Below are 14,911 nucleotides of genomic sequence, written 5' to 3' on the forward strand. Positions count from 1 at the left end.
TTGCTGCGCAGAAGATTGGTTAGGACATATGTATATTTACTGATTATGTTTTTTTCGTACTGCCTGAACTCAACTAATTAACACATGCCTAATGGAAGTGGCTTTCAACTTCACTTCTTACAGTAGCGTCATAGAACAGCTTGTTCGTCCCTGGACATGGCTAACGCCAATAAGATAATCAACTAGACCAACACTTGCACATTATTTGATAAGTTCCATGGTGTGTTGACGTACATTTTCCAGACAAAAAAGATATTAGTCATTGAGTTGCGTAATTATAAACGATTGAAAGTATTATAATTTATCGTGTTTTAATGGGGCACTAATGTTCAAATAAGTGATCGATCATTAGAAATTGATCACATAATGACGAACTTTTGGATACACTAATTAGACAGGACTGGTATATTGTTGTAAAATTTGTTGAAGGAGAGTTGTAATATGAGTGGAGCAGTAGTTTCTTTAGAGAAACATCAGCTGTGGTACAATAATATTAGAGAAAATCTTAGTGGTTTACAAATTATTAATTACTGGACCAATAACTGGATCCCAGATAAATCTAGACTCAGTGAGGGTGATACAATTTATTTTAGATTAGGCGGTGTTGAAGTAGCTCGAGGAAGTTATATGTTCTCAAAAAAACAAACCGTTGAAAAAGCGTTTTATGATTATGGGATATCAAATGGTATAAAGCAGAACCAAACTCACAGTCCGGAAGAGTTTTTATATTTGATAAATAAATCAATTGGAAAAAAAGAATTAAATTCAATAATAGGTTGTATATTAATTAAGGATCTAATTGTGTTTAAGAAGCCAGTTAGTATGAATTTGAAAAATAAAACGGTCACTAGAATTATGTATATTTAGAATTATTATTTTACGGGGGATACATATGAGTAATTACTTAACTGCTCAGCAAATTTATGAAAAGTTGATTAAAGATAATATCTATGAACATAAAGGCAGTATAACAATGTCTTTAGCTGGAATTGATGTAATAATAAAATCAACTGATACAGTAGGAAATAACATTCAAGAATGGTTAAATGACTGGTTATATGTTAACAACGTATACCACAGAACACCTGATAACAGCCAAAACTTCCCAGACTTTTACTTGTCTGAATCTCAAAATTCCAATTTATTAGAAGTTAAATCTTTTTATGCACCTAGAAGACCCGCATTCGATGTAGCAAACTTCGATTCTTATTGGAAATCGTTAGTCACTGATCCATATAGACTTGATGTAGATTATTTAATCTTTGCTTATGATCTTGTAGATGGCCAATTAAGTATTAGAAAAGTTTATTTGAAAAAAGTATGGGAAATAACAGGAAAGTCTACTGACTATGCTTTAAATTGCCAAAGGAAAAATGGACAAATATATAATATAAGACCAGTATCGTTTAACAGCACTAGGTCTAATATAATCCCTCCTTTTAATTCAAAAGAAAGATTTATTGCTGCAATTTATCGTGAACTATTATCCCATTTAAATCAAGCTGCAGTGGTTAAAAAATGGCTATCGGATGTGATTGAAGGGTATTACAACTATTCGAATCAAAACATTGAAGATGAGGTTAAGCAAATATTAAAGGATTATTAATAATAGGTAATTAGAGAGCGTTTACTAATTGATTTTTTCTGTAGATTAGACATTTATAAAAAGTATGTTCAACCTAGAGTTTTTTACATACTTGAATTTCAGAAAAGGGGATTTGGGGACACTGTGATAAGACAACTATTTTACCTAAAGAAAATAAACACACTTAGAAAATAAAAGCTTACTCATTTTACTGACCTTGACCTTATGACAGGTGAGAATATAAAAATGGTTATATTTATTTATATATGACTTATATGTCCGATTTTGTCTACCAAAGAAAAGAAATCCATACTTATAATGTCATCTGATAGAATCACATTGACATCGAAACTCACACAATGAAGAACAGTATAAATGTTATATTTCATAAAGATTCATTAAAAAATCGGACTTCAATAGCCATTAAAACGATAGCAGAGTTTTTGAAAAACTACACGGCTTGAATCAGTCCATGTAGCTGAGGGGCAAATGATGAGATAATGCCCCTCAGGTATTCTTCTTTGGTTAATTTAAAGGCTGAACTGGCTGACAAACAAATCAGTAAAAACTTTTACTGAGGTGTGAGTTTAAAGTCAAATAACTCATACATGACTCAATTACACACAGAGGAATCGCATAAAACGGCCGCTGTTCAGTTTGAATCAACTTTCAGCTGTTTTCTTTTCAGTGCTCTTGGCATAGATATTGAGATTATTATATATTTAGCCGCTCTATTCTATCTAACTGCTAAGGCTAAATTGTTCTTTATTATTAGTTTTAATATAACTCGAGCATAATCTTTCGGCAATATTAAAAATTACTGGCACAGTAACGGTATTCCCAAGTAAGTCAAAGCCTAATTGCATCTTCTTTGGATTATTATCTAAAAACTTAAGTGTGTAAGTCTCAGGATACCCGAACAAACGTAGTCCTTCTCTAAGAGTTAATTGTCTAATACCACTATTGTCAATAACCCCCAAAGTTGATACATCCATTGCAACCAATGTAGGAGCTATATCTCTGGGGTCTAATATTCGACTGAATTCAAAACTTAGCTTTCCAGAAACAATATTATAACCTTTAGGTTTTGTGATATCAGGAATTCGTTCAATCTTATATTGGTTATCAATGACAGGGATCTTCACTTGTTCTTTGGGATGCTCGTAAGCAAGATAACCTTTAGCAACTAGATCATCGAGCAACTCTAATAAATTTTTATGAGGAAAAAATGTCTCGATTTGTTCAATTGTTAGAGGCATACCATCCATCCAAGTAATACCTATTTTATCAGCCCAATGCTTTTTTCTTCTTTCTTTCAGAAGTGCGTTAAGTAATTCTTTCTGTTCAACAGTAACAGGTCCTTTTATTTCTAAATCCCAACTGTGTATGTTGTTTTTTCCGCCTCGTTTATCTTTTATTGATTTTCCATACAATTGATGAGGAGAATAGTGTTTGAACAGTGAATTTGTAAAGGGTGTATCAAGAGTAGGAAGGCCTTCTTCTAGAATATCACTTAATACAGTTTTAGATTGCTTAAAGTTATCAAGAGTAATTGATTCATGCTCGTTTAAGCTTCCTACAATATATATTCTTTTTCTTGACTGAGGTACTCCAAAATCCTTTGAATCCATAATTTTCCAGCAGACTGTATAATTTAAACTTTCTAACGATGTAACTATTGTTTTTAATGTTCGTCCGATTGGATCATGTTTGTTTTCTCTGTCATGAGTTACTAAACCTTCAACATTTTCAAGTATAAAGCCATAGGGTCTTTTAGATTGAAGTATTCTCTCGATTTCAAAAAACAAGGTACCTCTAGTATCTAAAAAACCGTGTCCTTTACCAGCTGAACTAAAGGCCTGGCAAGGGAATCCTGCTAATAGGAAATCAAAATCGGGGATTTCATCATTTTGAACTTTTGTTATGTCACCAACAAAGTTATGCTGAGGAAAATTCTCTTTTAGCGCATTAACTGCATGAGGTTTAATTTCAGATGTTAACACACACTCTGTTTTAAGACCGAACTTATTAAAAGCTTGTTCAAATCCTAATCTTAAACCTCCCATACCAGCAAATAAATCGATAAACTTTACTTTCTCATTTTGCATTAATTTTCTTTTCTCCATTTCACTGCTAATTAATCCATATACTTTTTCTGAAAAAGAATTGCCTTCACCATATTTTAATATATCTTCATAAACTGCCTGAGGAAAGTACACCTTAAAACCCTTTTTTCTTTCTTCTTCACTAAGAGGTGATCTTCCAGCTCCCACACGGGCTCCGCCTCTTTTGTAGTAAACCATCTAGAATACCTCCATAATTTTTAGTACTAGTCTATCATAATTCTTTTGAATTAGAAACCCTTAAATTCAAATGGGATGCTAAGGAAAGAAAGCTAATGTTAAATTTAATCACATAACTATAGTGATGATGCAGCATGTATTCGTTTAGCTTTGGATTATTTGGAGTAATGCTGAAAATATTCTGGAAGTAGAATTCTGGTTAAGGTAGTAACGAGGATACGGTTTGAAAAACACTTTTTAGGAAACCTATTGCATAAAAACCAAAGGTAAATCAAGGCGGAGTGGGGTAATCGCTCCGTTGATTATTTTCGTATTTTGTTTATATAAAGGGATAAAAAGAATAATTCCATGATTATAAGAACCAACACCAACTTTCATAGTCCTAAACAAGCAGTACGAATATCGGTTTATTTCATTTTAATCCGATATTCGCATTAAAACAATGGCACGAGCACGTATAATTAGGATGATTGGAGATTAAGTGTGTGAGACATTGAACTGAAGCACAGGTACAAGCAGGAACAGTATTACTAGAAAGTAAGTGAAATAGTAGCGAGGGAAACAATCATGAACGATTTGCTTAGTGAACTAGAAAGAGAAAGGCGGAAGCTCAATGAGCTTGGACAAGCCTTAATAGAACAATCCATCCCATTATGTAGTAGCAAAGAGCTCCAGCTGCAAAGCAGGCGAGTAGACGAGCTACTAATAAAGCTACATCACCTTATATCGATGGAGCATAACACATAACCTACATATTATTATTTCTTAACAACCACCATGTTAAACTCACCTCCTGCTTTCCCATCACGATCCCTTTAAACGAACAAAAACCCGACATAGCCGGGCCTAACACTCTTTTAACTCTAGAAAAATTTACACCACGATGATTTTACTGGAAGCTTCCTATGATATAATGACCGCAAACCATTATAGATGAGGGTGTGACTATGAAGCTGACGAAAGAAGAGAAATCCTGGATTCTATACGATTGTGGGAATTCAGCCTATTCGATGGCAGTGGCTACGGCTTTGCTTCCGATTGTGTTTGGCATGTTTGATAACGTTGGCACCAGTATGGATCTTGGTTATTTTAATTCATTAGCAAGCATTGTGATCGCAGTATTAAGTCCGATCCTTGGGACGATCGCAGATTATAAGAACAAGAAGAAGCGCTTCTTTATGTTTTTCGCTTTTCTAGGTATTCTATCAACGCTATCACTTGCATTTATCTCACCTGATAGTGGACAGTGGCATTTATTGATTGTCTTCTATGTGCTATCGGCCATTGGGTTCTCAGGGGCTAATATCTTCTATGATTCGTTCCTAGTAGACGTTACGAAGGATGATCGCATGGATAAGGTGTCGTCGCGAGGCTTTGCCTATGGCTACATATCTAGTGTAATTCCGTTCGGTATCAGTCTACTGCTGATCTTCTTCCTAGGCATGGATAAGGCGATTGGCTACCAGCTTGGCTTCATTATTACAGCGCTTTGGTGGGGCTTGCTGACGATACCAATGATAAGAGATGTGCAGCAGCGCTACTATGTACAGCCTGAGCCTCGACCTATTATGAACAGCTTCAAGCGATTAGGCTCAACGATTAAGCATATTCGCAGCTATCGTACGGTTGTTATCTTCCTTATTGCTTACTTCTTATATATTGATGGGGTAGACACCATTATTAAGATGGTCGTTCCTTATGCGACGTCTGTTCTTGGAGCCGATGCGCTAGATACGTTCTCGTTGCTCGGTATTCTGCTGGTCATTCAGATCATCGCTTTTCCTTGTGCGATCCTGTATGGCAACTTAGCTAAGAAATACTCGACTCGCGCATTAATTACTGTCGGGATCGTCACGTATATCATCTCTTGTATTGCAGCATTTTTTATTTCCTCGGTATGGCATATCTTTATACTTGGTGCGATGATCGGTTCCGCACAAGGCGGGATTCAAGCGCTAAGCCGGTCGTATTATGCAAGAATTATTCCAAAGGAAAACTCCAACGAGTTTTTCGGATTTTACAACATATTCGGCAAATTCGCAGCAATCATTGGCCCGCTGTTAATGTCCTTAACAACAACCTTAACAGGTAACGCTAGAGTAAGTATTTTCTCGATTATCCCATTGTTTATTATTGGCTTACTCGTATTTCTAGCTTTACCTAAGGAAAAGAGAATTGATAGTGACCCGATAGGTAGCTAAGAGGGGGAATAGGAGCCAGCGCACCGTGTAAAGTATTCGGTGCCGAAGCTCTCAAAGCTCCTGCGGGGGAGAAAACATTCCGGTAAACGGAGTGAGTCGCCTCCAAGTACTAATGCACCAAATCGTATTAACATAAGTGCATTGTCCTAAAAAATAGCACAGAAAGAAGCTTAACGAGCACCAGCGCCAGGAGCTTACAATCGAGAGCACCATCACGAAGAGCTTACAGTCAAAAGCTCCAGTGGTGGAAAAAGCAATTCCTGAAAACAGAGTGAGTCTTCTTCAAGTACTATTGCATCCAATCGCAATCACATAAGTGCAGTATCGACTGAAGCTTAGCGATCACCAGCGCAATGAGCTTACAATCGAGAGCACCAGCGCCAGATACATACAATCAAAAGCTCCAGCGTAGGAAAAAGCAATTCCGGAAAACGAAGTGTGTCGCCTTTAAGTCCTAATGCTACCTAATACATAATAATCGTAGCATTAGGATTTAAAAAGCGACTGCAGGAATGCTTTTCTCCGAAGCGCAAAAAAAGGGCGTCTCAGAGAATCCGTAAACACTGATCCTCTGAGACGCCCTTTGCATAAATATGTAGCTATAAATGCTATTGCATATAACTTATGATATCTCTTTAATCCCGCGTTGCTCAAATACGTTCATCACCTGCACCATCGCGCTGCACGCTTTAGGAAAGCCAACATATGCGGCACAGTGAATGACAAGCTCAACAATTTCCTTTGGCTTCATCCCTACATTAAGTGCGGCATTGAGGTGCAAGCCCATTTGCTCGAATGCGCCCTGTGAGATCAATGCTGTTAGTGTAATCGTTTCTCTTTGCTTCAGATCTAATGCTTCTCTAGAATATATTTCACCGAAGCCGAATGATATGAGAAAATCTGCAAAGTCAGGGTAGAAGTTTTTGAACGCCTCGATCGGCTTTGTTCCGTCTGCTCCTACCATCTCATGTAGAATGTCCATTCCCTTATTATAGCTATCAATATTTCTACTCATTGTTATCCCCTTTTCGTCGTTGGTGGAAGCTCGTATGGATCAACCATAACCTCGATCACAGCCGTTGTATTGGCCTGCTTAGCTGCTTCAATGGCCGCTCGCAGCTCTTTCGCATCGAAGCACTTGAAGGAGAGAGCCCCCATAGATTCTCCAAACCTTTGACCATCTAGCATCGTTCGATACACCGTTCCCACTGCTTTGCCTAGGTTCAGCGTCATTCCTGTATCGACCATATCGATCTTACCATTGTTGAAGATGACAAATATGACATTAGCTCCGTAATTTACAGCTGTAGAGATCTCCGTACCATGCATAAATGTGCAACCATCCCCAGTTAAGCAGACAACATGGGCTTCAGGCTTAGCAAGCTGGGCACCAACTGCATACCCAATCGCATGTCCCATCGTGCCGAATACATCGTCAAAATAAAACGTACCAGGTCTCTTAATCTCGTAATGCTTAATACCATAGAAGGTATGACTGCCATCATCACCAAAGATAATTGTCTCATCATCTAGCGTTTCGCTTAATACTTTAACCGCTTCAACGGCAGAGATTGGTGCTTTACTCTCCACAGCGGGCTCCGTCAGCTGGTAATCGCTAAGCTCGAACGGCATTTTAGTGATGTCCTTATCCTTAAGCCTTGCAAGCAGCGCTTGGAGATTCGTCTTAATATCTCCGATGACCGGCAAGGTTTCTACCTCAATCGATTTACCGATAAAGGTTGGGTCATAATCAAAATGAACCACCTGCTTCGGATACATCGAAGGCTTCAAGCCTGGGATAGACATGTCTGAAAGCTTAGAGCCGATAACAATCATCACATCTAAGCCTGACTCTACGTAGTTGCTTGCTTCCTCGGTACCCCCAAGTCCGAACGCGCCTAATGATAGATGGTGATTACTCTCAAATGCACCCTTGCCACCCGGTGTAGTCATAACTGGAATGTTGAAGATCTCCGCTAGCAGCTTCACCTCTCGATACGCTCTGCTAGAATGAACGCCCTTGCCTACAATAATCACCTTCTTACCAGGTGCATGGAGAGCATCGATGCATGAATCTAGGTTTGAAGCTACTGGATACATAACCTCTGGTAAATCAAGCTCGAATTCCTCGATGCTTTCAGCTAGCACATCTGCGGCGATCGACAGATGAACAGGGCCTTTAACGCCTGAGTAGGCTTTTTCAATCGCATGCTGAAAGTATGACTTAAACGTGTCGGCTCTCTCGACTCTGGCACTAAACTTCGTTACAGGCTCGAACATTTTAACGAGATCAGTTCCAAATATCGTGGAGTCCTGACCTAGCGCTTTACCAGTATCCTTGATCGAAGGATGGCCGGTAATGAATAATACAGGAAGATGTGACGCTTTGGCTTGTCCGGCAGAGGTTAATAGATTCGTACCACCAGGACCTGATGTTCCAATCGCAACCGCCAAGCTGTTATTCATTAAGGCGTATCCAGCGGCCTGAAAGCCAGCTCCTGACTCGTGCTTAGACAGCACAAACTCGATCCCATTGCTATGACAATCGACAATGAGTGGGGTGACGGGTTTACCTGGAATACCGAAGATGTGATGGATCCCCCATTTTTTGAAATGAATTGCTAATATCTCGGAAATTTTTTTCATTATAACTAACCTTCCATTTGATATGAGTAATTGGTCTTTATTACTTCGTTCAATTCATAAAACGTTTTTTCAAAATCATGAACAGAAAGTGGTTTACTAAAATAATATCCTTGAACAGCATCGCATTTTTTCAATTGCAAGAAATTGAGTTGATCCTTTGTTTCTACACCCTCTGCAACAACATCTAAATTCAAATTGTGTGCCATCGAAATGATCGTGCTGACGATATTGGAATCATTAACATCAATCATGATGTCTCGAACGAACGACTTGTCTATCTTTAAGGTGTGAATAGGGAACTTCTTCAAGTAATTTAAGGAGCTATAGCCAGTACCGAAGTCATCCATGCTAATCCTGACACCTAGAGCGTTTAATTGACTTAGCACATGAATGGCACGCTCAACATCCATCGTCATCGTTTCGGTAATTTCTAGCTCTAAATAGTTCGGATCCATTCCTGTTTTAATGAGTGTATTGGAGACGACGTCAACGAGCGTATCCTTTAAGAATTGCTGTGAAGACAGATTAACGGCCATTCGAAGCTTAGGAAGGCCCATATCAATCCAGCGCTTGCTTTGGCTGCACACCTCATGAAGGACCCATTCACCGACCTGCGTAATTAATCCGTTTTCCTCAAGAATCGGGATGAATACATCAGGAGAAACCATACCATGCTCGCGACTATTCCATCGTAAGAGAGCCTCAGCTCCAATGATACTCATATGCTTTAAGTCAACCTGTGGCTGATAATGCACGAAGAATTCGTTGTTTTCTAAAGCTTTCTTTAAGGATACCTCCAAAGAAAGCTTGGCCTTCTCGTCGCAGGTTGATTTCATATTTGCATCGAATAAGGTGTAATTGTTTCTACCCTTAGATTTCGATTTATACATGGCGTTATCTGCATAGACCATGAAGGCTTCTGCGTCCGTGCCGTCATTCGGATAGATCGCAATCCCAATACTAGCCGATACATGGAATCTAGAGCCGTTAATGGTGAAGGGTGTTTCGAATAAGTCGATAATTTGCTTTGCTCTATTCGTAGCTTCATGTGGCCCATGCAGTCTATGTAAGTCATGGAATAGGAAGATGAACTCATCTCCGCCCATCCGGAATACTTTGCCTGTATCACCTTGTACCTTTATAAGTCTACTAGATACCTGTTTTAGTAAAATGTCACCATTGGAATGTCCAAAGGCATCATTAATCGTCTTAAAGTGATCTAGATCCAAAAACATAAGCGTCAAGTCAATCTTGCTGCCAGATGCGATAGATGCAGAGATGTGATTAAACAATGTTTCTCGAAGTGATCGTCGATTAGGTAGTGACGTTAATTCATCGTGATAGGCCATGTAATTATGCTGCTTTTCAATAAGATAACGCTCCGTAATATCTCTAAGCTGAGCATATGAGCCGATAAAGTTGTTCGTTTCATCATAGATAGGCTGAGCGTCGAATAAGCATACAAGCTTTTCATTATCTACCGTTTGCAGCATCATCTGCACATTATCGAAGGAAACCTTGTCTTCTATAACCGTCTTCATATGCCGACTAATAAGACACTCTGTATCTCGCTCACTTCTTACGATAATATTGGTATCCTTGCGAAAGTTGAAATTCTCTTCTACAAAATCGTTCATGGAATCGATATTGCCATCAGCATTGGTTATGATAATACCATTTCTGTTTCTATTAACCATGATCTGATTTAACATATTTAGCTTTCGATTTTGCTTCCGAAGTAAAAGCTCTCTCTCGATGGAATCAACAACGGTAGATAGCATCGTTAGGAAGAATGGATTATGCATTTCTATCGCGGTCATAATACATATACTTCCGAGTAAATTGTTGATATCCGTGTAACGAAAGGCGACGCCATAGCACGCTGTGCCATGAAGAACCTTATGGTAATGATCGGAGCCTACAATCTGAACAGGATGGCTTTGCTGCAGCGATAAGCTCACGACATTCGTGCCCATATCCTCTTCTGTAAACTGCGCCCCTACCTGTATACCAAGCTGCTGCACCGTTTTTCGTATCGTTTCATCACCAATCATATGTAGCAGATAACCATTTTCATCGGACATGACAATTAATACCGGTGTTCCGCCTAAGGAGTTTAATATCTTTTTAGAAAAAAAGTTAACAACGGATAAAATTTCGCTGTAAATGCTTCGTTTATGTGCTAATTGCTGCTCTGACATATAACGTTTTGGTTGTCGAATCTCATCTGGATCCATTCCTGCCTCGAAGCATTTACGCTTGGACTCCACGATATAGTCCTCTTCATGTTTATGGTTGATATTAATCACCGCCCATCGACTTTAGCAATGTAAATAGTAATATAAAAATTATAAATAATATAGCTCTGTTTAACTGAAAATTAATAGGGAAATTATTAGTAATTATATCATTACTTAGATCAATATTTATATCATTCCAATATATGATATCACACTTTAGTCGTACATCTATATTTCAAGTGAACTAGTTATAGAAGTTTTATAGAGTTTATTCATTAATGCAAAAATAGAGCTCCGGAGAAGGCAATTCCTGAACGGAATGCTTACTCCGAAGCCTTATTTTTCTTTCATTCTCTTTCCTAGCTTAAATAAAAAATCAACCAAAATAATTGCTGCTATAGTGATAAAGACGATTCCCACCCAAAAATGAAAGCCTTCCTGTTGTGTAGCCTTGTACAAGCCAATACCAAGCCCAGCAACTATATAAAGTACTGAGCTCATAACTTCACGTCTTTCTATATCAAACAACACCCTTCTTATACTCATTCGGGCTAAGCCCAACATCCTGCTTGAATAGCTTCGAGAAGTACGAATAATTCGCATAGCCCACCTTCTTAGCAACAGCATACACCGAAAGTGTTGTCGTTTCTAGCAAATGCTTAGCTGCCGCAATACGAGCCTGCGTAATATAGCTCCCTAGGGAGATGCCCGTTTCCTTTTTAAATACTCTCGCTAAGTAATCGGGATTAAGATAAATAATTTCTGCTAGGCTGTTCCTCGATAAATCATCGCCGATATGGGAATGGATGTATTGCTTAACTTCCTCCACGACGGACTTCGATTGCTTGGTGAATTCCCGATATTCTGTAGCTGTTTCAACGAGATAGGCGATGTATTCCTCCATATTTTCAATCGAGTGGAGGGCATGCGCGAATAGCCGCTCATAGCTTTTACCGGAGTATAGCCTATGTGTCAGTATTTCCTTAGACTTCAGGAACGAATAGACAAGCTGCGTGATGTCTAGGCGGAACAGGCTTAGGATCGATTTATCGAGTACCTGATGCTCGACATAGCCTCGAAGATAGCTCGACGCTTCCTCAACAAACTCAGCGGGCTTGTTCTGATAGAGCAGCTCCTCTAACCGCTGCAGATTAGGCGGCTCATAATCTCTCTTCAGCTGACGCTCATATTGCTCCACGAAAAAGATCTGATTGCGAGACTTTGCCAGCTCTTCATTAATGCTTACTAGCTGCTTTATCGATTGACTGATTCGGCCCAGAGCAACAGCTATGCCAATGCTGCAGCTGGCATCTGCCTTCAAATACTGATTCGCCTTCACAATGAATGAAGTGCATAGCTCTTCCATGGTCTGATGATCCGGCGAGTCGCTCCACCTCACAATCGCGATCCAGTTATATTCCTTATATTCCATAATTGCCTCGACTGAAAAAGTGGAGCTCTGAAACGTCTCGTTCCACACATTGATGATTGCATAGTCGAACAAGCCCTTATCGGTAATGCCCATACTGTTGTTGTACGGAAACAGATGAATCAATAGCGAATGGAACGTATCCTCCATCCGGTATGGCAGCTGCTGCTCATCAATCGCAAGCGCAATATCGGCTGGCTTCATCGGGAACGATTGACTGCTGTTAATGAGCTGCCGCCAGAAATGCTCAAATATTTTCACTTGATTCTTCTTCCAGAAGTAGCCTTCCTGCTTGGCGAGCTCATTGCTTTGATGCTCCTTCGCTCGTGCTACCGCCTTCTGAATAATAAGCATCAGCTTGTCGAATTCGATCGGCTTAAGGAAGTATTCAAAGCTTTGCAGCTCAATCGCCTTCTGCGCATAGTTGAAATCAGCATAATTTGTTAGAATGATCGCTTGTATATCGTAGCCTTGATCGCGAATCCACGCGAGCAGCTCTAGACCGCTGCCTTGAGGCATATCAATATCTGAGATCAGGATATGAATCGGGTGATGGGTAATAATGTCCCGCGCTTGGGCGATATTGTCGGCCGTATACACCTGCTCAATCTGCAGTGTTCGCCAATCCATTCTCGTCTCCAGCGCCTTAATCACAAAGTAATCGTCATCCACAATCAATGCGTTCATGCTCCAAATCCCCTTTCTCTGTAGCTGGTAAGTAAAGCACAACACATGCACCACCACCGGTTGAATTTGAAAAGTGCACCTTAGCTCTATTGTCATACAGATACGCTAGCCGCTGCAGCGTATTCATAATGCCGATATGCTGTCCCTCCGACTGATCGAGCGGCAGACCTTTTCTCAGCTTCTCTAGTACATCCGGTGGAAAGCCAGGTCCCGTATCGGCAATGCGGATCATGGTTAGCTCTTCTCCTTCGATGAACTGCTGACTGACCTCAAGGCTGATCTCGACCTTTTTATCGCGAGAGACCGCATATTTCATCGCATTCTCAATGAACGTCTGTAGGATAAGAGGTGGGATGCACACATTAGCTGTTAATTCTGTAGAGACAATCAGATAGGTAAATGCGTTCTGATAGCGCTGTCGCTGAATATCAAAGTACACCCTTATATGCTCCAGCTCATCCTCTAAACGAACGAACTCCTGATCATTTTGGAAAATATATCTGAAGTAATTGGAGATCGACATCGTCATCCGCTGAATTTCCTCATGCATATGCATCTGCGACATACTGTAAATCGTCGTTAGGCAATTCAAGAAGAAGTGAGGCTTAATTTGCAGCTTCATGTAGCGCAGCTGCATACTTTGCTTTTCTAGCTCGCGCTCATACATCTCAATCTTAATATCCTTCAGCTGCTTTACGAGATCGATGAATTGCTTATTGGCCTTCTCTAGCTCTATAATTCTACTGTTTTCAAAGTCGATTGGCTCTCCCGTGCTCGTCAGTACGGTTAAATTTTTAGAGAAATTCTTAATCGGGATGAGCACCTTCTTCAGGAAGTACAGCATGATGAAGCATAGGTAGCAGGCAATCGTCACCGCAAGCAGTACGACGAGCAGCTGGGCGATCATAATTTTCTCAAAGGTACCGAATTGAATGACCAGCTTCACATGGAAGGTCGCATTCGAGAACGGCTGGTTCACCGTTTTGCCGAACTGGAATAGCTTGAGCAGCTTAGATTGCTCAGGGATCGGATCAGTTATACTTTCGCCATCACTTCCGATTAACGTCGCATAGCCTTCTCCGCCAAGGTCTAGCTCGCGCAGCGGAGAGATCAGCTTGTCTGCGGATATGAGACTGATCAAGTAGCTATCGTAGAATGGCACGATATTAATAATGTAGTAGCTTCCGTTAATCTCGATTGTTGTCCACTCGGAGTAATATTGCTCATATAGCATTTTGTCCTCCACAAGCTCGATAACCTGCTTCTTGAAGGCTTGATAATCGGGATAGGTTAGGTCCATCGGTGCGAAGTTGGAGAAGAATTGCTTCTCCTTGAGATAGACGAAGAAGTTGTACTCTGCACCAAGACTCTTTTGCAGCTCGGCATAGCGCCTAAACAGATTACGATTGGATTTAATAAACGCAGCATCGCTAGTCGTTTCATCATTCATGAGCTCCAGATCCTCATCGTTTGCAAGCGTCCAACCCATAAAATGATTCAGATAGGAGAAGTTATTGTTAATCCGATCGATATACAGCTCAGCCGTATTGCGCAGGTACTGAGCAGATTGCTGCTGGACGAGAGAGATCGATACGAGGCTAATGATTAGATCGAGAATTAATATAATGAAAGAAATAAAGAGCAGTCTCTTGACGTAATGCTTAATCGAAAAATTTCGGCCAGCTTCCTTCGTCTCCATTCACGAGCCCCCTATACATGTCTTCATCTATAAAGCCTTTCTAGCTACCCCCATTATAAATCGAAATCCAATGGAATAGATCACAGCTGAAGCGTTTCAAGCAAATATGTCCGAAAAGTGC

At 40.0% G+C, this 14,911-nt stretch carries 10 protein-coding genes; 3 read left to right on the forward strand and 7 right to left on the reverse strand.

Annotation, left to right across the window (positions count from 1 at the left end; all coding sequences use genetic code 11):
- Window positions 1–441: 441 nt before the first annotated feature.
- Together M3180_RS13010 and M3180_RS13015 are read left to right on the forward strand one after the other, a co-directional pair.
- On the forward strand, window positions 442–867 hold the full coding sequence (locus M3180_RS13010) for a hypothetical protein (RefSeq protein WP_251668137.1): 426 nt from the start codon (window positions 442–444) through the stop codon (window positions 865–867).
- A gap of 25 nt (window positions 868–892) precedes the next feature.
- Window positions 893–1,606 (forward strand): NgoBV family restriction endonuclease, encoded by a 714-nt coding sequence (locus M3180_RS13015; protein ID WP_251668139.1) that lies wholly within the window; start codon window positions 893–895, stop codon window positions 1,604–1,606.
- A gap of 719 nt (window positions 1,607–2,325) precedes the next feature.
- On the opposite strand, the gene dcm is transcribed toward M3180_RS13015, so the two are convergent.
- Window positions 2,326–3,888, reverse strand: a complete 1,563-nt coding sequence (gene dcm / locus M3180_RS13020; RefSeq protein WP_251668141.1) for a DNA (cytosine-5-)-methyltransferase — start codon at window positions 3,886–3,888, stop codon at window positions 2,326–2,328.
- A gap of 947 nt (window positions 3,889–4,835) precedes the next feature.
- Here dcm and M3180_RS13025 point away from each other — a divergent pair.
- On the forward strand, window positions 4,836–6,089 hold the full coding sequence (locus M3180_RS13025; RefSeq protein ID WP_251668143.1) for an MFS transporter: 1,254 nt from the start codon (window positions 4,836–4,838) through the stop codon (window positions 6,087–6,089).
- Window positions 6,090–6,711: 622 nt separating this feature from the next.
- Here the strand turns inward: M3180_RS13025 and M3180_RS13030 are convergent.
- The 6 genes from M3180_RS13030 to M3180_RS13055 form a co-directional block, all read right to left on the reverse strand.
- Complete coding sequence (locus tag M3180_RS13030; RefSeq protein ID WP_251668145.1) at window positions 6,712–7,104, reverse strand: carboxymuconolactone decarboxylase family protein; 393 nt, start codon at window positions 7,102–7,104, stop codon at window positions 6,712–6,714.
- A gap of 2 nt (window positions 7,105–7,106) precedes the next feature.
- Window positions 7,107–8,735 carry a thiamine pyrophosphate-binding protein gene (locus tag M3180_RS13035; RefSeq protein WP_251668147.1) on the reverse strand — a complete coding sequence of 543 codons (1,629 nt, stop codon included), beginning with the start codon at window positions 8,733–8,735 and terminating at the stop codon, window positions 7,107–7,109.
- Window positions 8,736–8,740: 5 nt separating this feature from the next.
- Window positions 8,741–11,005, reverse strand: coding sequence for an EAL domain-containing protein (locus M3180_RS13040; protein WP_251668149.1), 2,265 nt, complete (start codon window positions 11,003–11,005; stop codon window positions 8,741–8,743).
- A 306-nt stretch (window positions 11,006–11,311) separates the two neighbouring features.
- Window positions 11,312–11,506: a hypothetical protein gene (locus M3180_RS13045; RefSeq protein WP_251668151.1), complete on the reverse strand. Its 195-nt coding sequence runs from the start codon at window positions 11,504–11,506 to the stop codon at window positions 11,312–11,314.
- Window positions 11,496–13,091, reverse strand: coding sequence for a response regulator (locus M3180_RS13050; RefSeq protein WP_251668153.1), 1,596 nt, complete (start codon window positions 13,089–13,091; stop codon window positions 11,496–11,498). The genes M3180_RS13045 and M3180_RS13050 overlap by 11 nt, the downstream gene beginning before the upstream one ends.
- The gene (locus M3180_RS13055; protein ID WP_251668155.1) at window positions 13,069–14,790 is read right to left on the reverse strand and encodes a sensor histidine kinase; all 1,722 of its coding nucleotides are present in this window, start codon (window positions 14,788–14,790) and stop codon (window positions 13,069–13,071) included. The genes M3180_RS13050 and M3180_RS13055 overlap by 23 nt, the downstream gene beginning before the upstream one ends.
- Window positions 14,791–14,911: the final 121 nt, after the last annotated feature.

The organism is Paenibacillus camelliae, from assembly GCF_023715345.1.
GTDB classification, from domain to species: Bacteria; Bacillota; Bacilli; order Paenibacillales; family Paenibacillaceae; genus Pristimantibacillus; species Pristimantibacillus camelliae.

Bases quoted from the DNA above. Each gene is read 5' to 3' on its own strand.
- M3180_RS13030 (WP_251668145.1), bottom strand. From the start codon at position 7,104: ATGAGTAGAAATATTGATAGCTATAATAAGGGAATGGACATTCTACAT.
- M3180_RS13050 (WP_251668153.1), bottom strand. From the start codon at position 13,091: ATGAACGCATTGATTGTGGATGACGATTACTTTGTGATTAAGGCGCTG.
- M3180_RS13015 (WP_251668139.1), top strand. From the start codon at position 893: ATGAGTAATTACTTAACTGCTCAGCAAATTTATGAAAAGTTGATTAAA.
- M3180_RS13055 (WP_251668155.1), bottom strand. From the start codon at position 14,790: ATGGAGACGAAGGAAGCTGGCCGAAATTTTTCGATTAAGCATTACGTC.
- dcm (WP_251668141.1), bottom strand. From the start codon at position 3,888: ATGGTTTACTACAAAAGAGGCGGAGCCCGTGTGGGAGCTGGAAGATCA.
- M3180_RS13010 (WP_251668137.1), top strand. From the start codon at position 442: ATGAGTGGAGCAGTAGTTTCTTTAGAGAAACATCAGCTGTGGTACAAT.
- M3180_RS13025 (WP_251668143.1), top strand. From the start codon at position 4,836: ATGAAGCTGACGAAAGAAGAGAAATCCTGGATTCTATACGATTGTGGG.
- M3180_RS13035 (WP_251668147.1), bottom strand. From the start codon at position 8,735: ATGAAAAAAATTTCCGAGATATTAGCAATTCATTTCAAAAAATGGGGG.